General features: G+C 71.4%; 18 protein-coding genes and 2 tRNA genes. 5 read left to right on the top strand and 15 right to left on the bottom strand.

The features are described 5' to 3' along the window. Positions 1-28: 28 nt before the first annotated feature. Positions 29-1,177, bottom strand: coding sequence for a sensor histidine kinase (locus tag ACZ514_RS30310; protein ID WP_469126171.1), 1,149 nt, complete (start codon positions 1,175-1,177; stop codon positions 29-31). 159 nt (positions 1,178-1,336) lie between these two features. Further along, entirely contained in the window at positions 1,337-3,985 is a 2,649-nt protein-coding gene (locus ACZ514_RS30305; protein ID WP_468701528.1) for a valine--tRNA ligase, read from the bottom strand. Positions 3,986-4,112: 127 nt separating this feature from the next. Here ACZ514_RS30305 and ACZ514_RS30300 point away from each other — a divergent pair, with 127 nt between their 5' ends. After that, positions 4,113-5,069 carry a hypothetical protein gene (locus ACZ514_RS30300; RefSeq protein WP_469126170.1) on the top strand — a complete coding sequence of 319 codons (957 nt, stop codon included), beginning with the start codon at positions 4,113-4,115 and terminating at the stop codon, positions 5,067-5,069. A 66-nt stretch (positions 5,070-5,135) separates the two neighbouring features. Here the strand turns inward: ACZ514_RS30300 and clpX are convergent, their stop codons facing one another. The 5 genes from clpX to ACZ514_RS30275 form a co-directional block, all read right to left on the bottom strand. Then, complete coding sequence (clpX, locus tag ACZ514_RS30295; protein WP_388938919.1) at positions 5,136-6,422, bottom strand: ATP-dependent Clp protease ATP-binding subunit ClpX; 1,287 nt, start codon at positions 6,420-6,422, stop codon at positions 5,136-5,138. 153 nt (positions 6,423-6,575) lie between these two features. Continuing rightward, on the bottom strand, positions 6,576-7,229 hold the full coding sequence (locus ACZ514_RS30290; RefSeq protein ID WP_361601710.1) for an ATP-dependent Clp protease proteolytic subunit: 654 nt from the start codon (positions 7,227-7,229) through the stop codon (positions 6,576-6,578). A 103-nt stretch (positions 7,230-7,332) separates the two neighbouring features. Further along, a complete protein-coding gene (locus tag ACZ514_RS30285; protein WP_388938917.1) occupies positions 7,333-7,950 on the bottom strand; it encodes an ATP-dependent Clp protease proteolytic subunit in 618 nt (205 codons plus the stop codon). 285 nt (positions 7,951-8,235) lie between these two features. Next, positions 8,236-9,630 carry a trigger factor gene (gene tig, locus ACZ514_RS30280; RefSeq protein WP_468172383.1) on the bottom strand — a complete coding sequence of 465 codons (1,395 nt, stop codon included), beginning with the start codon at positions 9,628-9,630 and terminating at the stop codon, positions 8,236-8,238. Positions 9,631-9,805: 175 nt separating this feature from the next. Further along, positions 9,806-9,882 (bottom strand) — tRNA-Pro (locus ACZ514_RS30275). A gap of 177 nt (positions 9,883-10,059) precedes the next feature. Here ACZ514_RS30275 and ACZ514_RS30270 point away from each other — a divergent pair. Further along, positions 10,060-10,130: transfer RNA gene (locus ACZ514_RS30270), tRNA-Gly, on the top strand. A gap of 100 nt (positions 10,131-10,230) precedes the next feature. On the opposite strand, the gene ACZ514_RS30265 is transcribed toward ACZ514_RS30270, so the two are convergent. From ACZ514_RS30265 to ACZ514_RS30245, 5 genes are all read right to left on the bottom strand, one after another. After that, on the bottom strand, positions 10,231-10,425 hold the full coding sequence (locus tag ACZ514_RS30265) for a hypothetical protein (protein ID WP_388938914.1): 195 nt from the start codon (positions 10,423-10,425) through the stop codon (positions 10,231-10,233). 185 nt (positions 10,426-10,610) lie between these two features. Beyond that, positions 10,611-11,066, bottom strand: coding sequence for an HD domain-containing protein (locus tag ACZ514_RS30260; RefSeq protein ID WP_468172385.1), 456 nt, complete (start codon positions 11,064-11,066; stop codon positions 10,611-10,613). Continuing rightward, on the bottom strand, positions 11,063-12,448 hold the full coding sequence (locus ACZ514_RS30255; RefSeq protein ID WP_468172388.1) for a pyridoxal phosphate-dependent decarboxylase family protein: 1,386 nt from the start codon (positions 12,446-12,448) through the stop codon (positions 11,063-11,065). Before ACZ514_RS30255 ends, ACZ514_RS30260 begins: the two co-directional genes overlap by 4 nt. Positions 12,449-12,703: 255 nt before the next feature. After that, on the bottom strand, positions 12,704-13,486 hold the full coding sequence (locus ACZ514_RS30250) for an ABC transporter ATP-binding protein (RefSeq protein ID WP_469126169.1): 783 nt from the start codon (positions 13,484-13,486) through the stop codon (positions 12,704-12,706). Between the two features lie 114 nt (positions 13,487-13,600). Beyond that, positions 13,601-14,743: a SpoIIE family protein phosphatase gene (locus ACZ514_RS30245; RefSeq protein ID WP_468172394.1), complete on the bottom strand. Its 1,143-nt coding sequence runs from the start codon at positions 14,741-14,743 to the stop codon at positions 13,601-13,603. Positions 14,744-14,860: 117 nt separating this feature from the next. Between ACZ514_RS30245 and ACZ514_RS30240 the strand changes: the two genes are divergently transcribed. Next, positions 14,861-16,096 (top strand): GNAT family N-acetyltransferase, encoded by a 1,236-nt coding sequence (locus ACZ514_RS30240; RefSeq protein ID WP_469126168.1) that lies wholly within the window; start codon positions 14,861-14,863, stop codon positions 16,094-16,096. A gap of 14 nt (positions 16,097-16,110) precedes the next feature. Here ACZ514_RS30240 and ACZ514_RS30235 read toward each other — a convergent pair whose 3' ends face one another. Together ACZ514_RS30235 and ACZ514_RS30230 are read right to left on the bottom strand one after the other, a co-directional pair. Further along, the gene (locus tag ACZ514_RS30235) at positions 16,111-16,917 is read right to left on the bottom strand and encodes an Fpg/Nei family DNA glycosylase (RefSeq protein ID WP_468172400.1); all 807 of its coding nucleotides are present in this window, start codon (positions 16,915-16,917) and stop codon (positions 16,111-16,113) included. Positions 16,918-16,975: 58 nt separating this feature from the next. Then, positions 16,976-17,464 carry a ribose-5-phosphate isomerase gene (locus tag ACZ514_RS30230; RefSeq protein ID WP_468172403.1) on the bottom strand — a complete coding sequence of 163 codons (489 nt, stop codon included), beginning with the start codon at positions 17,462-17,464 and terminating at the stop codon, positions 16,976-16,978. Positions 17,465-17,683: 219 nt separating this feature from the next. Here ACZ514_RS30230 and ACZ514_RS30225 point away from each other — a divergent pair, with 219 nt between their 5' ends. Beyond that, on the top strand, positions 17,684-19,117 hold the full coding sequence (locus ACZ514_RS30225) for an amino acid permease (RefSeq protein ID WP_468172406.1): 1,434 nt from the start codon (positions 17,684-17,686) through the stop codon (positions 19,115-19,117). A 74-nt stretch (positions 19,118-19,191) separates the two neighbouring features. Here ACZ514_RS30225 and ACZ514_RS30220 read toward each other — a convergent pair whose 3' ends face one another. Next, the gene (locus ACZ514_RS30220; RefSeq protein ID WP_468172409.1) at positions 19,192-19,776 is read right to left on the bottom strand and encodes a biotin transporter BioY; all 585 of its coding nucleotides are present in this window, start codon (positions 19,774-19,776) and stop codon (positions 19,192-19,194) included. A 314-nt stretch (positions 19,777-20,090) separates the two neighbouring features. On the opposite strand from ACZ514_RS30220, the gene ACZ514_RS30215 reads away from it, so the two are divergent. Beyond that, the gene (locus tag ACZ514_RS30215) at positions 20,091-21,479 is read left to right on the top strand and encodes an amino acid permease (RefSeq protein WP_469126167.1); all 1,389 of its coding nucleotides are present in this window, start codon (positions 20,091-20,093) and stop codon (positions 21,477-21,479) included. Positions 21,480-21,494 lie beyond the last annotated feature (15 nt).

The following is a 21,494-nucleotide window of genomic DNA, read 5'->3' as shown; positions in this document are numbered from 1 at the left end:
CCCGCGCGGGGCTGAGCGCCGCCTCCGGTCAGCCCCGCGGCAGCGTCGCCACCACCTCGTACGACTCCGGCGTCCGCGTCGCCGTCAGCGTGCCCCCCAGGCTGCGGACCCGCTCGGCCATGCTCGCCGTACCCGAGCCCGCCGAGACCGGGGTCCGGTCCGGGGCGCCGTCCGGCAGTCCGTTGCTGACGGCGATCCGCACGTGCGGGCCGTCCGCCCGGACCGACACGTCGATGGTCTCGCCGCGGGCGTGCTTGGCCGCGTTGGTCAGGCACTCCTGCACCACCCGGTAGACCGCGGCCTGCCGCAGCGGCGACAGCCCGTGCGCCCGCGGGTCCAGCGCCAGCCTCACCGGCGAACCGGCCCGGCCGCTCTGCTCCGCCAGCGCCGCCAGCCCGTCCACACCGGGGGTGGCCGCCCGCTCCCCGCGCTGCACGATGATCTCGTTGAGGACCAGGTGCGCCCGGCGGGCGGTGTCCGACAGCTCCTCGAAGTCCTTCGCGTACGGCGTCTCCCGCGCTCGCATCGACAGCACCTCCGAGCGCACCGTCAGCAGGGTCAGCTCCCGCCCGACGAAGTCGTGGACGTCCCGGGCGACCGAGGTCCGTTCCTGCTGCACGGCGTTCAGCACCGCCGACTCGGCCCGCCGGGCCTCCAGCTCGCGCACCAGGTCGTGCCGGCAGGCGGCGATCCCGACGGCGCAGGCGAGCACCCCGATCGGCACGACCAGGCCCAGGAAGGAGCTGAGCGTCGCCACCTTCGGCTCGGGCCAGCCCGGCAGGCAGAACACCGAGACCGCGAAGGCCACGTACCCGAGGGTGGCCAGGACCGCGGCGCGGCGCCCCCGGTACCGGCCGACGGAGTACAGCGCGAACTGGATCAGGGTCAGTTCGTGCAGCCAGCCGATGAACAGCAGGGCCGTGAGGTACGCCGCCCACGGCATCCGGCGGCGCGCCAGCAGCGTCGAGCAGCCCGCGGTGAGCACGGCGGCGGCCCCCGCCCCGCTGAGGGAGTTGTCGGCGGCGGCGAGGCCGGGCAGGTCCAGCGCCATCAGGGCCAGGCAGCTCAGCGCGGCGAGGACGTCCTGCGCCCGGGGCGAGGCGGCCCAGCCCTCGGCCGTCCGGCGGCCGGAGGCCACGGCCCGGTGGAACGCCGACGGGGCGGGCTTGACGTGCATCCCCCCATCATCCGTGGTCGGTCCGGGGGGACGGATCGAGGGGGGCCGCCCATGCAGTGGAATGCGGCACTCCGGGCATCTCCGGGCACGGCGTACGCGAAGGCCCCCGCACCGTCCGGAGACGGTGCGGGGGCCTTCGTACGCGGCGGGGACGCGCGGCTACGCGGCGGGCAGCGCTGCCAGCTGCGCCTGGATCCGGGCGATGTCCGCCTCGGCCTTGGCGAGCCGGCCCTTGATCTTGTCCACGACGTTGTCGGGGGCCTTGGCGATGAACGCCTCGTTCGCCAGCTTCGCCTCGGCCTGCTGCTTCTCCTTCTCGGCGGCGCCCAGGTCCTTCGTCAGGCGCTTGCGCTCGGCCTCGACGTCGATGGTGCCCGACAGGTCGAGCGCGACCGTGGCGCCGGCGACCGGCAGGGTCGCGGAGGCGCTGAAGGCCTCGCCCTCCGGCTGGAGGCGCAGCACCTGGCGGATGGCCGCCTCGTGCGCGGCGAGCGCCGTACCGGACAGGTCGAGACGGGCCGGCACCTTCTGCTTGTCGTCGAGACCCTGCTCCTTGCGGAACCGGCGGACCTCGCGGACGAGGTTCTGGACGCTCTCGATCTCGGCCTCGGCGGCCTCGTCGCGGAAGCCGCCCGGGGCGTCGGCCCCGGGGACGGACACGGGCTTCGGCCAGTCGGCGATCACGAGGGACTCACCGCCGGTCAGCGTGGTCCACAGCGTCTCGGTGACGAAGGGGACCACCGGGTGCAGCAGGCGCAGCATCACGTCGATGACCTCGCCGAGGACCCGGCCGGAGACCTTCGCCTGCTCGCCGCCCGCGAAGAAGGTCGTCTTCGACAGCTCGACGTACCAGTCGAAGACCTCGTCCCACGCGAAGTGGTAGAGCGCCTCGCTGAGCTTCGAGAACTGGAAGTCGTCGTAGTACGCGTCGACCTGCGCGACCGTCTCGTTCAGGCGGGACAGGATCCAGCGGTCGGTGGCCGACAGCCGCTCGGCCGGCGGCAGCTCGCCCTCGATCGTGGCGCCGTTCATCAGCGCGAAGCGGGTGGCGTTCCAGATCTTGTTGGCGAACTTGCTGGACGCCTGGACCCAGTCCTCGCCGATCGGGACGTCCGTGCCCGGGTTGGCGCCCTTGGCCAGGGTGAAGCGGACGGCGTCGGAGCCGTACTTGTCCATCCAGTCGAGCGGGTCGACGACGTTGCCGAAGGACTTCGACATCTTCTTGCCGCGCTCGTCGCGGACCAGGCCGGTCAGCGCGATCGTCTTGAAGGGGACCTCGCCGTCCATGGCGTACAGGCCGAACATCATCATCCGGGCGACCCAGAAGAAGATGATGTCGTGGCCGGTGACCAGGACGTCGGTGGAATAGAACTTCGCCAGGTCCGGGGTCTTCTCCGGCCAGCCCAGCGTGGAGAACGGCCACAGGCCGGAGGAGAACCAGGTGTCCAGGACGTCCGTGTCCTGGGTCCAGCCCTCGCCCGTCGGCGCCTGCTCGTCGGGGCCGACGCAGACGACCTCGCCGTCGGGGCCGTACCAGACCGGGATGCGGTGGCCCCACCACAGCTGGCGCGAGATGCACCAGTCGTTGAGGTTGTCGACCCAGTCGAAGTACCGCTTCTCCATCTCCCGCGGGTGGATCGCGACCCGGCCGTCGCGGACCGCGTCACCGGCGGCCTTGGCCAGGGTCTCGACCTTGACCCACCACTGGAGGGACAGACGGGGCTCGACGGTGGTCGAACAGCGCGAGCAGTGCCCGACGGAGTGCAGGTAGGGGCGCTTCTCGGCGACGATCCGGCCCTGCTGGCGCAGCGCGCCGACGACCGCGGAACGCGCCTCGAAGCGGTCCAGGCCGAGGAAGGGGCCGTGGACGGTGATGACACCGTGCTCGTCCATGATCGTCATGTTGGGCAGGTCGTGGCGCTGCCCGATGGCGAAGTCGTTCGGGTCGTGGGCGGGGGTCACCTTGACGCAGCCCGTGCCGAACTCGGGGTCGACGTGCGCGTCGGCGACGACCGGGATCGAGCGGTCGGTGAGCGGCAGCTTGATCAGCCGGCCGACGAGGTGCTTGTAGCGCTCGTCGTCGGGGTGGACGGCGATGGCCGTGTCACCGAGCATCGTCTCGGCGCGGGTCGTGGCGACGACGAGGCTGTCCTCGCCCTCGCCGTACCGGATGGAGACGAGCTCGCCCGCGTCCTCCTGGTACTCCACCTCGATGTCGGAGATGGCCGTCAGGCAGCGGGGGCACCAGTTGATGATGCGCTCGGCGCGGTAGATCAGGCCGTCGTCGTAGAGCTTCTTGAAGATGGTCTGGACGGCCCTGGACAGGCCCTCGTCCATGGTGAAGCGCTCGCGCGACCAGTCGACGCCGTCGCCGAGGCGGCGCATCTGGCCGAGGATCTTGCCGCCGTACTCTTCCTTCCACTGCCAGACGCGCTCGACGAACTCCTCGCGGCCCAGGTCGTGGCGGGACTTGCCCTCCTCGGCGAGCTGCTGCTCGACCTTGTTCTGGGTGGCGATGCCGGCGTGGTCCATGCCGGGCAGCCACAGGGACTCGTAGCCCTGCATGCGCTTGCGGCGGGTCAGGGCGTCCATGAGGGTGTGCTGGAAGGCGTGGCCCAGGTGGAGCGAGCCGGTGACGTTCGGCGGCGGGATGACGATGGTGTACGCGGGCTTCTCGCTCGCGGGGTCGGCCGTGAAGTACCCACGCTCTACCCAGCTCTCGTAGAGCTTCCCCTCTACCTCGGCCGGCGCGTAGGCGGTCGGCAGTTCGGAGTTGGGTGCGCTGGGTGTCTGCGTGTTCTCGGTCACGGGCACAGTTTAGGGCCGTAACGGTCCGGTACTGAAACCCGTAATCCGGGGGCCCGCCGCCCCGGGCGCCCATGCCTTCCGCCAGGATGTGTGAAACGGATAAGCAAACCTCACAGGGGGACGCGGGATGAGTTACAACCAGCCGGGGCCGTACGGCCAGCAGCCACAGCAGCCCGGCCCCTACGGGCAGCAGCCGCCGCAGCCGTACGGCCAGCCCGCCCAGCAGCCCGGCTACGGTTACCCCCAGCAGGCCCCGCCGCCCCCGCCGGCCTACCCGCAGCAGGGCGGCTACCCGACCCCTCCCCCGCCGCCGCAGCCCCCGTACGGCCAGCAGCCCCAGCCGCCGGCGTACGGCTACCCGACGCCGCAGCAGCCCCAGCCCGCGTACGCGCCCCCGCCGCAGCCCCCGAAGAAGTCGAAGGCGGGCCCGATCATCGCGGTCGTCGTGGCCGTGGCCGTGATCGCCGGAGCCGGCTGGTGGTTCCTGGGCGGCGCGGGCGGCCCGGTCTCCGACGCCACGAAGGGCTACAAGCTGGTCGCGCCGGAGTCGGTGGGCGAGTTCCAGAAGGACCCGAAGTACCAGCCTAAGCAGCTCAGCGACACGGACAAGCAGCAGATCGAGGCCGCGGGCGTCAAGAACCCCACCCAGGTGGGCATGGACTACTACACCGGCGACCCGAAGAACCCGCTCACGTTCAAGGGAATCTCCTTCACCGGCTTCTACGGCGCAATCGCCGACCCGGAGAAGACCGTTGACGGGTACTTCGCCATGGCCCAGCTGAAGATCACCAAGGACGGTAAGTCTGACGCCCAGCTCGTCGGCAGCCCGAAGGAGATGACCCCCGCCGGGTTCAAGGGCGCCGTCATGAAGTGCCAGGAAATCAAGGCCACCAGCAAGGACCCTTCCGCCAAGGGACCCAAGGAGGTGACGCTTCCGGTGTGCATCTGGGCCGACTACAGCACCCTGGCCACGGTCACCGCCAGTGAGGCGGCTTCCATCCTCGCGGGCAAGCCGGGCTACACCCTCGAGCAGAACGCCGACTTCGCCGCGAAGCTCTACAACACCGCCCGCGTCAAGAAGTAACCGCGGCCGCCCACGCGGAAGGGGGCGCTCCCGGTCGGGAGCGCCCCCTTCTGTATGCCCTCGCCGCTACGCCGACTTCTCGTGCGGGCCCTGGTCCTTCGGGACGATGCGGGGGACCAGCGTCGGGTTGACGTTGGAGCGGACCACGTCGGCGCTGATGACCACGCGGGCCACGTCCTTGCGGGACGGGACCTCGTACATCACCGACATCAGCACCTCCTCCATGATGGCGCGCAGGCCGCGCGCGCCCGTCTGGCGGAGGATCGCCTGGTCGGCGATGGCCTCGAGGGCCTCGCGCTCGAAGTCCAGCTCGACGCCGTCGAGTTCGAACAGGCGCTGGTACTGCTTCACCAGGGCGTTGCGCGGCTCGACCAGGATCTGGAGGAGCGCTTCCCGGTCCAGGTTGTGCACCGAGGTGATGACGGGGAGGCGGCCGATGAACTCGGGGATCATCCCGAACTTCACCAGGTCCTCCGGCATGACCTCCTGGAACTGGTCGCTCGCCTCGATCTCGCGCTTCGAGCGGATCGTCGCCCCGAAGCCGATGCCCTTGGCGCCCGCGCGCGACTCGATGATCTTCTCCAGGCCGGCGAAGGCGCCGCCCACGATGAAGAGCACGTTCGTCGTGTCGATCTGGATGAACTCCTGGTGCGGGTGCTTGCGGCCGCCCTGCGGCGGGACCGACGCCGTGGTGCCTTCCAGGATCTTCAGGAGGGCCTGCTGGACGCCCTCGCCCGAAACGTCGCGGGTGATCGACGGGTTCTCGCTCTTGCGGGCGACCTTGTCGATCTCGTCGATGTAGATGATCCCGGTCTCGGCCTTCTTGACGTCGTAGTCCGCCGCCTGGATCAGCTTGAGCAGGATGTTCTCGACGTCCTCGCCGACATAGCCGGCCTCCGTCAGCGCCGTCGCGTCGGCGATGGCGAACGGGACGTTCAGCATGCGGGCCAGCGTCTGGGCCAGCAGGGTCTTGCCGGAACCCGTGGGGCCCAGCAGGAGGATGTTGGACTTCGCGAGCTCGATCGCGTCGTCACGGCCCTGCGCGCCGCCGTTCTCGCCGGCCTGGACGCGCTTGTAGTGGTTGTACACCGCTACCGAGAGCGCCTTCTTCGCCGGCTCCTGGCCGACGACGTAGCTCTCCAGGAACTCGTAGATCTCACGGGGCTTGGGGAGTTCCTCCCACCGGACCTCGGAGGTCTCCGCGAGTTCCTCTTCGATGATCTCGTTGCAGAGGTCGATGCACTCGTCGCAGATGTACACACCGGGTCCTGCGATGAGCTTCTTCACCTGCTTCTGGCTCTTTCCGCAGAACGAGCACTTGAGCAGGTCGCCGCCGTCACCGATGCGTGCCACGAGGTGCTTCCCCTTCGCCTGGGAGACGCCTGGTTCAGCGCTCCTGGTGCCTCATATCCGACGGTACCTTGCCGGGGGCCCCGTTCGGGGCCCCCTTGACGCGGTTCACATCGCAGAATCCTGCGGTGCGGCCACGCCGAGTGGCGGCAAGGATCAGACCGCGTTCATCTTGCGGGTCGAGACGATCTGGTCGATCAGCCCGTACGCCAGCGCGTCCTCGGCCGTGAGGATCTTGTCGCGCTCGATGTCCTCGCGGATCTTCTCGATCGGCGTGGACGAGTGCTTGGCCAGCATGGTCTCCAGCTGGTCGCGCATGCGCAGGATCTCGTTGGCCGCGATCTCCAGGTCGGAGAGCTGCTCGCGGCCGGTGCCGCCGGAGGGCTGGTGGATCAGCACACGGGCGTTCGGCAGGGCCATGCGCTTGCCCGGGGTGCCGGCGGCGAGCAGGACCGCGGCGGCGGAGGCCGCCTGGCCCATGCAGACCGTCTGGATGTCCGGCTTCACGAACTGCATCGTGTCGTAGATGGCCGTCAGCGCGGTGAAGGAGCCACCGGGGCTGTTGATGTAGATCGAGATGTCGCGGTCCGGGTCCATCGACTCCAGGCACAGCAGCTGCGCCATGACGTCGTTGGCCGACGCGTCGTCGATCTGCACGCCGAGGAAGATCACGCGCTCCTCGAAGAGCTTCGCGTACGGGTCGTACTCGCGCACGCCCTGCGAGGTGCGCTCGACGAAGCGCGGGATGACGTAGCGGTTGTCGACCTGCGGGCCGGAGTAGAGGCCGCTCGCGGAGAAGTTGTTCTGCATCTGGGTGTTCACCGTCCTGGTGGCGTTCTGCGGGCTGGGGGTGCCTGGCTCGGGCGGGCTGGCGTACGGGGCCCCGTACGGGCCCCGGCGCGCCGGGCCGGGATCAGGCCCCGGTGCCGCCGCCGCCCGGGACCAGGGACGCGGCGGAGATGATCTCGTCGATGAGGCCGTACTCCTTGGCCTCCTCCGCCGTGAACCAGCGGTCGCGGTCGCCGTCGCGGATGATCGCCTCCACGGTCTGGCCCGAGTGGTGCGCGGTGATCTCAGCCATGCGCTGCTTGGTGCGCAGCAGGTACTGGGCCTGGATCTTGATGTCCGAGGCGGTGCCGCCGATACCGGCGGAACCCTGGTGCATCAGGATGTCGGTGTTCGGCAGCGCGAAGCGCTTGCCCGTCGCGCCGCCGGTGAGGAGGAACTGGCCCATGGAGGCCGCCATGCCCATGCCGATGGTGACGACGTCGTTCGGGATGTACTGCATGGTGTCGTAGACCGCCATGCCCGCCGTCACGGAGCCACCGGGGCTGTTGATGTACAGGTAGATGTCCTTGTCCGGCTCGGCCGCCAGGAGCAGGAGCTGCGCCGTGATCTTGTTCGCGATCTCGTCGTCGACCTGCTGGCCGAGGAAGATGATGCGTTCGCCGAGCAGCCGGTTGTAGACATGGTCGCCGAGGCCGCCACCGATGGACGGCTCACCCGCGGCGTAAGGCTTCAGATTCGTCACGTATCCACCTGCTCGTCTCCGACGGCCACATGCCGTCTCAGCGTCTCGTTCTGGGGCGCGGACCTACCGGGGGGCGATGCCGCCGGCTTCGGGTACTCCCGTGCCCTCGTATTCATGGACCCTAACGCGCAGGTAGGACAACGCCATCCCGCTTCCCGAACTGTTCGCTCGGAGCGCAAGGTCCGGAGCCCTTCGCGAGGGCACGGGGAAGGGCCCGGACGCGGCTGCGTCCGGGCCCTTCGGGGCACTGCTCAGGGGGCTCCGCCGGGGCGTCGCCCGGAGGTGTTACTTGGCCTCGTCGGCCTGCGCCTCGGAGTCGCCCTCGGCGGCGGCCTCGACGGCCTCGGCGGCCGTCTCGGCCTCGTCCTCGTCGTCGGAGAGGTCGACGACCTCACCCTTGGTGTCGACGACCTTGGCGGCCTCGACGACGACCGCGAGGGCCTTGCCGCGGGCGACCTCGCCGACCAGCATCGGGACCTGGCCGCCCTCGACGACGGCCTGGGCGAACTGGTCCGGGGACATGCCGGAGGACTGCGCGCGGCGCATGAGGTGCTCGGTGAGCTCCTCCTGGTTGACGCCCAGCTTCTCCTTGTTGACCAGCGCGTCGAGGACGAACTGCGTCTTGATGCCCTTGACGGCCTGCTCGGAGGTCTCGGCGTCGAACTCCTCGGCCGTCTTGCCCTGGATCTCGAGGAACTTCTCGAGGTTCAGGCCCATCTGGCCGAGCTGGTGGTGCTCCAGGTTGTGCTTGCGGGTCTGGACCTCGTCCGCGAGGAGCTTCTCGGGGATCGGGACCTCGACGAGCTCCAGCAGCTTCTCCAGGACGCGCTCCTGGGCCTGCGTGGCCTGGTCGTACTGCTTCATGTTCTCGAGGCGCTTGCGGCTGTCCGCCTTCAGCTCCTCCAGGGTGTCGAACTCGCTCGCCATCTGGGCGAACTCGTCGTCCAGCTCCGGCAGCTCGCGGGCGGAGACCTTGGTGACCTTGACGGTGACCTCGGCGTCCTTGCCCTCGGCGGAGCCGCCCTTCAGCTGCGAGGTGAAGGTGGCCTCGCCGCCGGCCTCGAGGCCCTTGACGGCCTCGTCGATGCCGTCGAGGAGCTCGCCCGAGCCGATGGTGTAGGAGACGTCGGTGGCGACACCGTCCGCGAGGACCTCGCCGTCGACCTTGGCCTCGAGGTCGATGGTGACGACGTCACCCTCGGCGGCGGCGCGCTCGACGTCCTTGGTGGACGCGAAGCGGTTGCGCAGCTGCTCGACCGACTTCTCGACGTCCTCGTCCGAGACCTCGACCGCGTCGACCTCGACCTCGATGCCGGAGTAGTCCGGGATCTCGATCTCGGGGCGGACGTCCACCTCGGCGGTGAAGGCCAGCAGCTCGCCGTCCTTCAGCTCGGTGATGTCGACCTCGGGCTGGCCCAGCGGGTTCAGGTCGGCCTCGTTGACCGCCTCGGTGTAGAACTTCGGGAGGGCGTCGTTGACGGCCTCCTCCAGCACCGCACCGCGGCCGAAGCGCTGGTCGATGACCCGGTTCGGGATCTTGCCCTTGCGGAAGCCCTTCACCGTGACCTGCTGGTTGATCTTCTTGTACGCCGCGTCGAGGCTGTCCTTGAGCTCCTCGAAGGGCACCTCGACAGTGAGCCGAACCCGAGTCGGGTTCAGGGTCTCCACGGCGCTCTTCACGGTTCGGTCTCCTTGTGGCTGACTGCTTGGGGTTCTGCCGGCCCGCTGTGATTCAGCGGCCTCGGCGGATTTCGGCCCGGCATCAGACACACGGGCACGCAGCTTGCATAGTAACCGCAAGCGGCAATCAGCCCACAACGCGATCTTCGGAGATCCCGGTGGCGGGCGGTACTGGTGGTCGGGGTGGCCGGATTCGAACCGACGACCTTCCGCTCCCAAAGCGGACGCGCTACCAAGCTGCGCCACACCCCGTCGGTGCGACACGTAGGGTACATGCCCGGAGACCCTCCGACGCCCCGGTTTTCCCCGGCGGGCGCACGCGCGCGCGGAGCGGGCCGGACACGGCGGGAAAAGCGGTGTGCACTCCCCCCGCGCGACCCGCTAGGATGCTGTCCGTGCCGCGGTCCCCGGACCTGCGGCGCGCATGTTGCGGGTGTAGCTCAATGGTAGAGCCCTAGTCTTCCAAACTAGCTACGCGGGTTCGATTCCCGTCACCCGCTCTCCATGACTCGGGGCCAGGCGCCGGAGATTCCTCTCCGCCCTGGCCCCGAGGCGTTTTCCGGGCCGGACGGACGGTGGAAGTCCCGCGTAGGGCCCGCGTCAGAGCTTGATGCCCGCGATGGTGTCCGCGAGGGAGTTCAGGAAGCGGTTGACGTCCGGGGCGATGGAGCTGGACGCCAGGAAGAAGCCGAAGAGGACCGCGACGATGGCGGGGCCGGCCTTGATGTGGCCGCCGCGGATCAGGATCACCAGGATGATCGCCAACAGAACCACCACTGACAGCGAAATGGCCACTACTGATCACACCTTCGGTCGTCCCCTGGCCGGCCCGGTGCGCGCGGTCGCGCGCGCACCACTCGCACCATCCTCCCACCAACCGGCCCCCACTACCCGCCTCGTGACGAATCGCCATCATGTCTTTCCCGTCGGGCGGGCGCGGATCCGGCACATATGGGGCGCGGCGGGACGGAGGGCCGGGTTCAGGGCGCGGTGATGCCGAGGAGGGAGCGGACGCGGGCGTACTTCGCGGTCAGCCGGTCCCGGGTCGGCGCGTCCAGTACGGACAGGCGTACCGGGTCGGCGTTGTGCGCGAGGTCGGCCTCCTTGACGAGGAGGGCGCCGGGGGTGGCGAGGACGCGGGCGGCGTACTCCTCCAGTGGTTCCCCGGGGCGTTTGGTGAGCGCCAGCACCATGTCCTTGACCTCCTGCGGGAGGGCGGCCTCCGCGAGCCGCTCGGGGGTGAGCGCGTCGTCCTCCACCGCGTCGTGGAGCCAGGCCGCGGCCTGCTGGGCGGGGGTGCCGCCACGCAGGCGGACGCCTTCGGCCACGGCGGCCAGGTGCTCGGCGTAGGGCCGGCCGGCCTTGTCGGTCTGGCCCTCGTGCGCGGAGCGGGCGAGGGCCTCCACCTCGGCGAGGGTCAGGGAGCGGTCCGTCATGCGATCTCCTTCGCTGCCGTGCGCAGGGCCACGGCGACGCGGTGGACGTCCGCCGGCGTGGTGCGCCAGTTGGAGAACGCGGCGCGCAGGGCCGCGGTTCCCCCGTGGACGGTGGGGGTGACGAACACGTCGGCGGCGACGGCCTCGCGCAGCGCGGTCAGCCGCTCGGGGGTGGGGGCTTCGGCGAGGGTGAAGCAGACGACGTTGAGGCGGACCGGGGACAGGAGCCGGAAGGCAGGGTCCCGGTCGAGGTGCTCGCCGAGGGAGCGGGCGCAGGCGATGTCCCGTTCGACGATCTCCCGGTGGCCGTCGCGGCCGTACGCGCGGAGGGTGAACCAGGCGGCGAGGGCCCGCAGCCGGTGGGAGTTCTCGGGGGTGAGGTGGACCAGGTCGGGGTCGGGGCCGAGGGGGCCCAGGTACGCGGCGGCGTTGGCGAAGACCCGGGACTGGAGGTCGCGGCGGCGGGTGAACTGGACGGCGCTGTCGTAGGGGACGTTGAGCCACTTGTGCAGGTCGGCGCAGACGGAGTCCGAGGCGTCGAGGCCGGCGACGAGGTGCGCGTGCCCGGGGGTGAGGGCCGCGAAGGCGCCGAAGGCCGCGTCGGTGTGGAGCCAGAAGCGGTGACGGTCCTTGAGGGCGGCGACGGCGCGGAGGTCGTCGAAGTCGGCGGTGTTGACGGTGCCGGCGTTGGCGACGACGACCGCCGGGCCGGGCGTGTCGGCCAGGGCCCGGTCGAGGGCGGCGGGGTCCACGGCCTCCCGGCCGGGGAGGGTGGGCACCCGGACGAGGGCGGAGCGGCCGAGGCCGAGGACGGACAGGGCCTTGGCGATGGAGGAGTGCGGGGCGCCGGAGAGGACGCGGACGGGGCCGAGGGCGGCGGCCCCGTCCTCGGCCGGGGAGACGCCGAGGCGTTCGCCGAGCCATTCGCGGGCGATGGCGAGGCCGGCGGTGTTGGACAGGGTGGCGCCGCTGACGAAGGTGCCGGTGTGGGCGGTGGAGAGGCCGAAGAGCTCGCGCAGCCAGCCGACGGTCTCGCGTTCGAGGTGCTGGCCGGCGCCGTCGAGTGCGGAGTTGGAGTTCTGGTCGTGGGCTGCGGTCAGCCAGTCCCCGGCCAGGGCCGCGGGGGTGGCGCCGCCGGTGACGAAGCCGAGGTAACGGGGTCCGGCGGAGGCCGAGAGGCGGGGTGCCCAGCGGGCCTGGAAATCGGCGAGGGCCGCTTCCGTGCCGGTGCCGTGCTCGGGCAGGGGCGCGGGCGGCGGCGCGTCCCCGGGCGGTACGACGGGGCGGCCGTCCAGGGCGGCGAGGGCCTCGGCGGCGGCGCGGCGGGTGGCGTCGAGGAGTTCGGGGAGGCGGGCGAGGTCGGCGGCGAGCGTGCGGTCCATGGGCGGGACGGTAGACGCCGCCCGGGCGGGGCGACCGGGCCAATCGGCGGTGAGTGGCCCGGCGGGACCGGGGCGGCGCCGGGGGGCGTGCGTGCGCTCGGCGGGCGGCGGCCGTCCCCGGGCGGGCCCGGCGGCGGGCTCCGGTGCGGCGGGCGGCGGGCGCGGGGCGGCGTACGGGCGGGCGGCGTACGGGCGACGGCCACGGGACGGCGGGCGGCGCGGGGGGGGTGTGCGGGCCGTGCCGCCGGGGTTCGGCTACGCCGCCGCGGGTGCCGGGCGGGCCGTGAGGGTGGTCATGCGGACGGCGATCTGCTGCGCGGAGGTGCGGGGGAGGCGGTCCGCGATGAGCCCGTCGGCGAGGAAGAGCACCTGGTCGGCGTGGGCGGCGGCGGACGGGTCGTGGGTGACCATGACGACGGTGGCGCCGAGCGAGTCCACGGCGTCGCGGAGCAGGCCGAGCACCTCGGCGGCGGTGGTGGTGTCGAGGGCGCCGGTCGGTTCGTCGGCGAAGACCACGTCGGGCCGGGTGACCAGGGCCCGGGCGATGGCGACCCGCTGCTGCTGCCCGCCGGACAGTTCGGCGGGGCGGCGCCGGCCCTTGCCCTCCAGCCCGACCCGGGCGAGCAGTTCCGCGGCCCGTGCCCGGTCCTGGCGGCCGCCTCCCAGGCTCATCGGCAGCAGGACGTTCTGCTCGACGGTCAGCGAGGGCAGCAGGTTGAACGCCTGGAAGACGAAGCCGAGGCGGCTGCGGCGCAGCTCGGTGAGCTCGTTCTCGTTCATGGCGGTGATCTCGGTGCCGCCCAGCCGGACGGAGCCCTCGGTGGGGACGTCGAGTCCGGCGGCGCACTGGAGGAAGGTGGACTTGCCGGAGCCGGAGGGGCCCATGACGGCGGTGAAGCTGCCGCGCGGGAGGGTGAGGTCGATGCCGCGCAGGGCGTGGACGGTCGCGGCGCCGCGTCCGTAGACGCGTCGCACTCCGCGCAGTTCCACGGCGGGGCCGGTCTCCTCGCCGTGTCGCCTGGTCCGCCCGAACGCCATGGTGTGCCGCCTTCCGTACCGCTGTCCGCTGGTGTCCCCGACGCTACGCGGCGGCGTGCGGGGCGGCCATGGAGCGGCCCGGCGGACGGCTGGTGGGGTAAACCCCACCCCGGGTCAGGGCGAGCGGCGGATGAGGAGCAGGGCCCGGTCGTCGTTGACGTCCTTGGCGACCTTCTCGATGAGGTGCCAGGCGGCGCCCTCCCAGCCGGCGGCGACGTAGCGGTCGGCTTCGCCGGTGAGCCGGTCGATGCCCTCGCTGATCTCGCGGTCGGCGGTCTCGACGAGGCCGTCGGTGAAGAGCATGAGGACGTCTCCGCTGCGCAGGTTGCCGCGGGCGGGCGCGAATTCGGCGCCGTCGTAGACGCCGAGCAGCGGGCCCTCGCCGGTCACCTCCTGCCAGCGGCCGGTGCCGGCGGAGAGCTGGAGGGCGGGGAGGTGTCCGGCGGACAGGAGGTCGTAGTCGCCGGTCTCCAGGTCGAGGACGAGGTGGATGGAGGTGGCGAAGCCCTCCTCCCAGTCCTGGCGGAGGAGGTAGCCGTTGGCGGCGGGGAGGAACTCCTGGGACGGCAGGGCGCCGAGGAGGCCGCCGAAGGCACCGGAGAGGAGGAGGGCGCGGGAGCCGGCTTCCATGCCCTTGCCGGAGACGTCGGTGAGGACGACTTCCAGGGTGCGGCCGCCGTTGGTGCGGGCGGCGACGACGAAGTCGCCGGAGAAGGACTGGCCGCCGGCCGGGCGCAGGGCCATCTCGCGGTGCCAGCCGCGGGGCAGGGCGGGCAGCTTGCTCTGGACGCGGATGCGTTCGCGCAGGTCGAAGAGCATGGTGCCGCCGCGTCTCCACGGGACGCCGACGCGGCTGCGGAACTGGGCGATGACCAGTCCGAAGAAGCCGCAGGCGGCGACCACGAGCACGGTGCCGGGGGTGACCCGGGCGGGTCCCTGGGTGTAGGGGCCGAGGACGAGGGCCTCGACGATCAGGGCGGCCGCGGCGGCGGCGTACAACCCGAGCAGGCTGGCGGGGCGCAGCAGGAGGCCCCCGGCGACGATGGGCAGGACCAGGGCCGACGGGGAGAACCAGACGGGCATGAGCAGGGTGCCGCAGGCTATGGCGGGGACGGTCAGGAGGAGGCCGGCGAAGGCCAGCCAGTCGGAGGCGTCCCCGCGGAAGTAGTCGACGGCGGATTTGCGCAGGGCGGTGCGGGCCCGGTGCGACAGCATGCGCATCCGGGCCGTGAACGTCTCGACGCGTGCTCCGGCCATTGCTCCGGGACCCTATCCATCCTGGCTGTGGCCGCGCAGGGGGACCCCCGGACCGGGGGCGCTCCACGGGACGAAAACCCTTCGACCGCGGCGGAACGCGCGGGTGAGGATGACCGCATGGCACTTGAGATGCGGGTTTTGAAGCAGAATGAGTGGGATGTCTGGTTCCAGCATCTGGAACTGGCGTTCGGCGGCGTCTCCGAGCCCGCCCCGGCCCGGGAGCTCTTCCGGTCCCTGACGGAGCCCGGCCGCTCCCTCGGCGTCTGGGACGGCGAGGACTGCGTCGGCTCCGCCTCGGCCTTCGGCTTCCGCCTCTCGGTGCCGGGCGGGGCCCTGGTCCCGGCCTCGGGCGTCACCATGGTCGGGGTCGCGCCGACCCACCGCAGGCGCGGGGTGCTCACCTCCCTGATGCGGCGCCAACTGGACGACATCCGTACGGGTGAGGAGCCGGTCGCCGTGCTGACGGCGTCGGAGCCGGAGATCTACGGCCGCTTCGGATACGGGACCGCCGCGTACTCCACGGCCGTCGACATCGACACGACCCGGGTACGGCTCTCCGTGCCGCCGGGGACCGACGGGGTGCGGCTGCGGCTCGTGGATCCGGAGAAGGCCCTCCCGGACTGCGAGCGGGTCTACGCCGCCCTGGTCGCGGGGCGGCCGGGCATGCTCGCGCGGCAGCCGGGCTGGGAACGGCACGCGCTGCTGGACGTGCCGGAGCAGCGCGACGGGGCGTCGCCGCTGAAGTGCGTGGTGGCGGAGGGGCCGGACGGCGAGGTGACCGGGTACGCCCGGTACCGGGTCAGGCCGGACTGGGAACTGACCGGCTCGGACGGCAAGGTCGAGGTCGCCCAGGTGGACGCGCTGGACCCGGCGGCGTACGCGGCGCTGTGGCGCTACCTCTTCGAGATCGACCTCACCTGGCACGTACGGGCGTACGCGCGGCCCGTGGACGATCCGCTGCTGCACCTGGTGAGCGACGTCCGGCGGGTCCGGGCGAAGCAGCGCGACGCGCTGCACCTACGGCTGGTGGACCTCCCGGCGGCGCTGGAGGCGCGGGCGTACGCGGCCGACGTGGACGTGGTCATGGAGGTGGAGGACGCGTTCTGCCCGTGGAACGCGGGGCGGTGGCGGCTGACCGCCGGCGCGGACGGCGCGGCGCGGTGCGCCCGGACGCGGGACGAAGCCGACCTGGCCCTGTCGGTGCGGGAGCTGGGGGCGGCGTACCTGGGCGGGGTCACCCTGACCTCGCTGGCGGCGGCGGGCCGGGTGCGCGAGCTGCGCCCGGGCGCGCTGCGGCAGGCCTCGCGGGCCTTCGCCGGCGACGTCGCGCCCTGGCTCCCGCACTCGTTCTAGACCGCCCCCGGCAGCTAGCGCCGCTGGCAGGCGGGGCACCAGAAGAGGTTGCGGGCGGCGAGACCGGCGGTGCGGATCTCGCCCCCGCAGATGTGGCAGGGCATGTTCGCCCGTCGGTAGACGTACACCTCGCCGCCGTGGTCGTCCACCCTGGGCGGGCGGCCCATGGCCTCGGGGAGGTGCTCGTCGCGGACGGTGTCGATGCGGTTCTTGCGGACGCCCTCGCGCATCAGCACCACCAGGTCGGCCCACATCGCGTCCCACTCGGCTCGGGTGAGGTCCTTGCCGAGCCGGTAGGGGTCGATGCCGTGCCGGAAGAGGACCTCGGCGCGGTAGACGTTGCCGACGCCCGCGACGACCTTCTGGTCCATCAGGAGGGCGGCGATCGTGGTCCGGCTGCGGGAGATCCGGGCCCAGGCGCGGGCCGGGTCGTCGGCCGGGCGCAGCGGGTCGGGGCCGAGGCGGTCGTGTATCGCCTTCTTCTCGCCCTCGCCGATCAGGGCGCAGGCGGTGGGGCCGCGCAGGTCGGCGTAGTGGTCCTCGTTCAGCAGGCGCAGCCGGACCGTGTCGGTCGCCGGCGGGGCCGGGGCGGTGCCGAAGCCGAGCTTGCCGAAGAGGCCGAGGTGGATGTGGATCCAGGCGTCACCGAGCTCCAGGAAGAGGTGCTTGCCGTGGGCCTCGGCGCCCTCCAGCTCCCGCCCGTCGAGCAGGGCCGCGCTCTCGGCGAAGCGGCCCTGGGGGCTGCTCACCCGTACGGGGCGGGCGGCGAAGCGCTCGGTGTGGTCCTGGGCGAGGCGGTGGATCGTATGCCCCTCGGGCACGGCGGTGCTCCTCCATCGGGTGCGTGCCGCCGGACGGGACGTCCGGCGGCACGGGGTCCTACTGGTCCTGCGGGTGGTGGGCCGGGATCGGGGGGAGCTCGCCGGTGGTCTCGTACGCGGAGAGCATGTCGATGCGGCGCGTGTGGCGCTCCTCACCGGAGTACGGGGTCGCCAGGAAGGCCTCGACGAAGCGGGTGGCGTCCTCCTGGGAGTGCATCCGGCCGCCGACGGAGATGACGTTGGCGTTGTTGTGCTCGCGGCCGAGCTTCGCGGTCTCCACGCTCCAGGCGAGGATGGCGCGCACGCCCTTGACCTTGTTGGCGGCGATCTGCTCGCCGTTGCCGGAGCCGCCGATCACGATGCCGAGGCTGTCGGCGTCCGCGGCGGTCTTCTCCGCGGCGCGGAGGCAGAACGGCGGGTAGTCGTCGACGGCGTCGTAGATGTGGGGCCCGCAGTCGACGGGCTCGTGGCCGTTGTTCTTGAGCCAGTCCACCAGGTGGTTCTTGAGCTCAAAGCCGGCATGGTCGGATCCGAGATACACGCGCATGGGTCGAGTGTGGCATGCGCGGCCCGGCAGGACGCCGGAGGGGTGTCGCATAAATCACTTCTAAACCTCAAGTAAACCCAAAGAACGCAGACGGGAGGGGTCGGGACCCCGGTCCCGGGTTAGGGGCCTCGGGTAACTATCGGAAGAAGGTCTTCCGTACTGGCCGGAAATCGGGTTTGAATGCCGGAACTCTCCACCCGAGAACCTAAGGATTCGTCCATGAGCACCACGACGACCCTTCAGAAGGCAGGCGACCCGACCGGCGACCCCGGTTCCGTCCAGCCCTCCGACGGTCTCAAGGCCGGTCTCAAGAACCGCCACCTTTCCATGATCGCCATCGGCGGTGTCATCGGCGCCGGGCTCTTCGTCGGCTCCGGCGGCGGCATCGCCAAGGCCGGCCCCGCCATTCTGATCTCGTACGCCCTCGTCGGCGCGATGGTCGTCTTCGTGATGCGGATGCTGGGCGAGATGGCCGCCGCCAGCCCGAACTCGGGCTCCTTCTCCGCGTACGCCGACCGGGCGCTGGGCCGCTGGGCCGGTTTCTCCATCGGCTGGCTCTACTGGTTCTTCTGGGTCGTCGTCCTGGCCGTCGAGGCCACCGCCGGAGCCGTCATCCTCGAGAGCTGGATCCCGGCCGTCCCGCAGTGGGCGTGGGCCCTGATCGTGATGGCCGTGCTGACCGTCACCAACCTCGGCTCGGTCGCCTCCTACGGCGAGTTCGAGTTCTGGTTCGCCGGCATCAAGGTCGTCGCCATCGGCGCCTTCGTCATCGTCGGCATGCTCGCCGTCTTCGGCCTGCTGCCGGGCTCGGACAACCCGGGCGCCGGCTTCGCGCACCTGACCGACACCGGCGGGTTCATACCCAACGGCTGGGGCTCCATCCTCACCGGTGTGCTGATGGTCGTCTTCTCCTTCATGGGCAGCGAGATCGTCACCCTGGCCGCCGGCGAGTCCGAGGACCCGCGCCGCGCGGTCACCAAGGCCACCAACTCGGTGATCTGGCGCATCGGCGTCTTCTACCTGGGCTCGATCTTCATCGTCCTCACGCTGCTGCCCTGGAACGACGCCTCGATCGTCGAGAAGGGCTCGTACGTCGCCGCCCTCGACTCCATCGGCATCGCCCACGCCGGCCAGATCATGAACGTGATCGTCCTGACGGCCGTGCTGTCCTGCCTGAACTCCGGCCTCTACACCGCCTCCCGCATGGCGTTCTCGCTGGGCGAGCGCGGTGACGCCCCCAAGGCCTTCGCCAAGGTCAACAAGAAGGGCGTGCCGACCGCCGCCATCCTGGGCTCCGTGGTCTTCGGCTTCGTCGCCGTCTACTTCAACTACGCCTACAAGGACACGGTCTTCGACTTCCTGCTGAACGCGTCGGGTGCCATCGCGCTCTTCGTGTGGCTGGTCATCTGCCTGACGCAGCTGCGGATGCGCAAGATCCTGGTCCGCGAGGCGCCGGAGAAGCTCACCGTCAAGATGTGGCTCTTCCCGTACCTGACCTGGGCCACCGCCGCGATGATCACCTTCGTCCTCGGCTACATGGTCTACGACGAGGGCAACCGCAAGACGGTCATGCTGTCGCTGCTGGTCGCCGCCGTGGTGCTGGTCATCGGCGTGGTGCGCAACGCCCGCCGCAAGGCCACCGCCGACGCGTAGGTCCCCGTACCCCGGTACGAGAACGCCGCAGCCCCGGACCGCCACGCGCGGTCCGGGGCTGCGGTGCGACGGGGTCAGCCCCGGTTGCCGGCCAGCTTCCAGACGGCCGGCAGCGCGCCCATGGCCAGCGCGGCCTTGAGGGCGTCGCCGATGAGGAACGGGACGAGGCCCTTGGCGACGGCGGTCTCCAGGGACATCCCGGTGACGGCCATCAGGTACGGCACGCCCACCGCGTAGATCACCGCGGAGCCCAGCACCATCGTGCCGGCCGTGCGCAGCACCGAGCGGTCACCGCCGCGCCGGGCGAGGGCGCCGACGAGGGTGGCGGCGAGCAGCATGCCGAGGACGTAACCGAAGGTCGCGCCGCCCGCGCCGGAGCCGCCGTTCGCGAACCACGGCACGCCGGCCATGCCGACCAGGGTGTACAGCGCGAGCGAGAGGAAGCCGCGGCGGGCGCCGAACGCCGTGCCGACGAGCAGGGCCGCGAAGGTCTGCCCGGTGATCGGGGCGGCCAGGCCGTCGACCTGGACGGAGACCTGCGCGGCGAGACCGGTGAGCGCGGCTCCGCCGGCCACGAGCGCGGCGTCCTTGACGCGGCTCGCGGGCAGCAGATCGGCGAGGACGGCGCCGGGCCGGAAGGAAACGGAAGCGGTGCTCATCGAAGGCTCCGGAGGGTGGGTGGTCGGGCAGGGTCACCGCGACGTTAGCCGCCGGCCCACCGCCGCCCCACCATCGGCCGGGACAAAGCCGTACTGTCCGGTTTGGTGGAGACCGCACAAAGGCACGCTCCTACACTCGTGTTGGGGTGATCCCGGTCACGGGCCACATGCGACGGCACATCCTTTTTGCTCCCGGGGGGACCCTCCAGCCAGACTGTAGGTTCCCGCCAATCCCCCTGGATACCCCTGGATTCCCCGCCCATCCCTTGCGCAGCCCCCGGCGTCGCTTGCCTACCGAGAGTACGAATCTGCTCATGCGCGAAGACCTGTCCGTCACCGGGAGCGAGCTGCCCCCGGAACCCCTCAGCCACAGCCTCAAGCAGCGTCACCTGACCATGCTGGGCCTCGGCGGCGTGATCGGCGCCGGCCTCTTCGTCGGCTCCGGCGCCGGCATCGGGATCGCCGGTCCCGCGATCATCTGCTCGTACCTGCTCGCCGGCGTGCTCGCCATGCTGGTGATGCGGATGCTCGGCGAGATGTCCGCCGCGATGCCCGCCTCCGGTTCCTTCTCCGTGTACGCGGAGAAGGCCCTCGGGCGCTGGGCCGGCTTCTCGGCCGGCTGGCTGTACTGGTTCCTGCTGGTGGTGGTGCTGGCCGTGGAGGCGACCGGCGCCGCGAACATCGCGCACGGGTGGGTGCCCTCGGTCGACCAGTGGCTGTGGGTGCTGATCTTCATGGTGGTCTTCACCCTCAGCAATCTGGCGGCCGTGAGGAACTTCGGCGAGTTCGAGTTCTGGTTCGCCGCCCTCAAGGTCGGCGCGATCGTGCTCTTCCTGATCCTGGGCACCCTGGCGGTCTTCGGCCTGCTCCCCGACACCGAGCCGGTGGGCACGGCCAACCTGACCGGGCAGGGCGGCTTCTTCCCGGCCGGGGTCGGCGGGGTGATCGCCGGCATGCTGGCGGTGGTCTTCGCCTTCGGCGGCCTGGAGGTCGTCACCATCGCGGCCGCCGAGTCGGACGACCCGGCCAAGTCCGTGTCCCGCGCGGTGCGCAGCGCGGTGTGGCGCATCCTCTTCTTCTACGTCGGCTCGATGCTGGTCATCGTGAGCCTGCTGCCGTGGGACTCGCTGGAGCCCGGTGAGAGCCCGTACGTCGCCGTCCTCGACTCGATCGGGATCCCGGCGGCCGGCCAGATCATGAACATCGTGGTGTTCGTGGCGCTGCTGTCGGCGCTGAACGCCAATCTGTACGGCTCCTCGCGCATGGTGTTCTCGCTGGCCGAGCGGGGCGAGGCGCCGAAGTCGCTGCTGAAGGTGTCGGGCAGCGGGGTGCCGACGCGGGCGGTGCTGGCCTCGGTGGCCTTCGGCTTCGTCTCGGTGGTGCTGAACCTGCTGTGGCCGGACACGGTCTTCCTGTACATGCTGAACGCGGTCGGCGCGGTGCTGCTGTTCGTGTGGGCGCTGATCGCCGTCTCGCAGCTGCGGCTGCGGCCGCGGCTGGAGCGCGACATGCCGGAGCGGCTGACGCTGCCGATGTGGGCCTTCCCGTACCTGACGTGGGCGGCGCTGGCCGGCATGGCGGCGGTGCTGGTGCTGATGCTGTTCGACGACTCGGCGCGGCCGCAGTTGCTCTGGTCCTCCGGGGCGGCGGCCCTGGTGCTGCTGGTGGCGTGGTACCGGGAGGTGCGGAACCGGCGGTCCTGACGCCGCGACAGGCGC

The sequence above is a fragment of the Streptomyces sp. NPDC034086 genome (assembly GCF_055575515.1).
This window is presented reverse-complemented; position numbering and strand designations above follow the sequence as displayed.

Excerpts from the sequence above, each read along its gene's own strand:
- ACZ514_RS30260 (WP_468172385.1), bottom strand. The coding sequence starts at position 11,066 with ATGACGGACCGCTCCCTGACCCTCGCCGAGGTGGAGGCCCTCGCCCGC.
- ACZ514_RS30255 (WP_468172388.1), bottom strand. The coding sequence starts at position 12,448 with ATGGACCGCACGCTCGCCGCCGACCTCGCCCGCCTCCCCGAACTCCTC.
- ACZ514_RS30220 (WP_468172409.1), bottom strand. The coding sequence starts at position 19,776 with ATGAGCACCGCTTCCGTTTCCTTCCGGCCCGGCGCCGTCCTCGCCGAT.
- ACZ514_RS30290 (WP_361601710.1), bottom strand. The coding sequence starts at position 7,229 with ATGCAGAACAACTTCTCCGCGAGCGGCCTCTACTCCGGCCCGCAGGTC.
- ACZ514_RS30310 (WP_469126171.1), bottom strand. The coding sequence starts at position 1,177 with ATGCACGTCAAGCCCGCCCCGTCGGCGTTCCACCGGGCCGTGGCCTCC.
- ACZ514_RS30215 (WP_469126167.1), top strand. The coding sequence starts at position 20,091 with ATGCGCGAAGACCTGTCCGTCACCGGGAGCGAGCTGCCCCCGGAACCC.
- ACZ514_RS30240 (WP_469126168.1), top strand. The coding sequence starts at position 14,861 with ATGGCACTTGAGATGCGGGTTTTGAAGCAGAATGAGTGGGATGTCTGG.
- ACZ514_RS30250 (WP_469126169.1), bottom strand. The coding sequence starts at position 13,486 with ATGGCGTTCGGGCGGACCAGGCGACACGGCGAGGAGACCGGCCCCGCC.
- ACZ514_RS30225 (WP_468172406.1), top strand. The coding sequence starts at position 17,684 with ATGAGCACCACGACGACCCTTCAGAAGGCAGGCGACCCGACCGGCGAC.
- ACZ514_RS30245 (WP_468172394.1), bottom strand. The coding sequence starts at position 14,743 with ATGGCCGGAGCACGCGTCGAGACGTTCACGGCCCGGATGCGCATGCTG.
- ACZ514_RS30230 (WP_468172403.1), bottom strand. The coding sequence starts at position 17,464 with ATGCGCGTGTATCTCGGATCCGACCATGCCGGCTTTGAGCTCAAGAAC.
- ACZ514_RS30300 (WP_469126170.1), top strand. The coding sequence starts at position 4,113 with ATGAGTTACAACCAGCCGGGGCCGTACGGCCAGCAGCCACAGCAGCCC.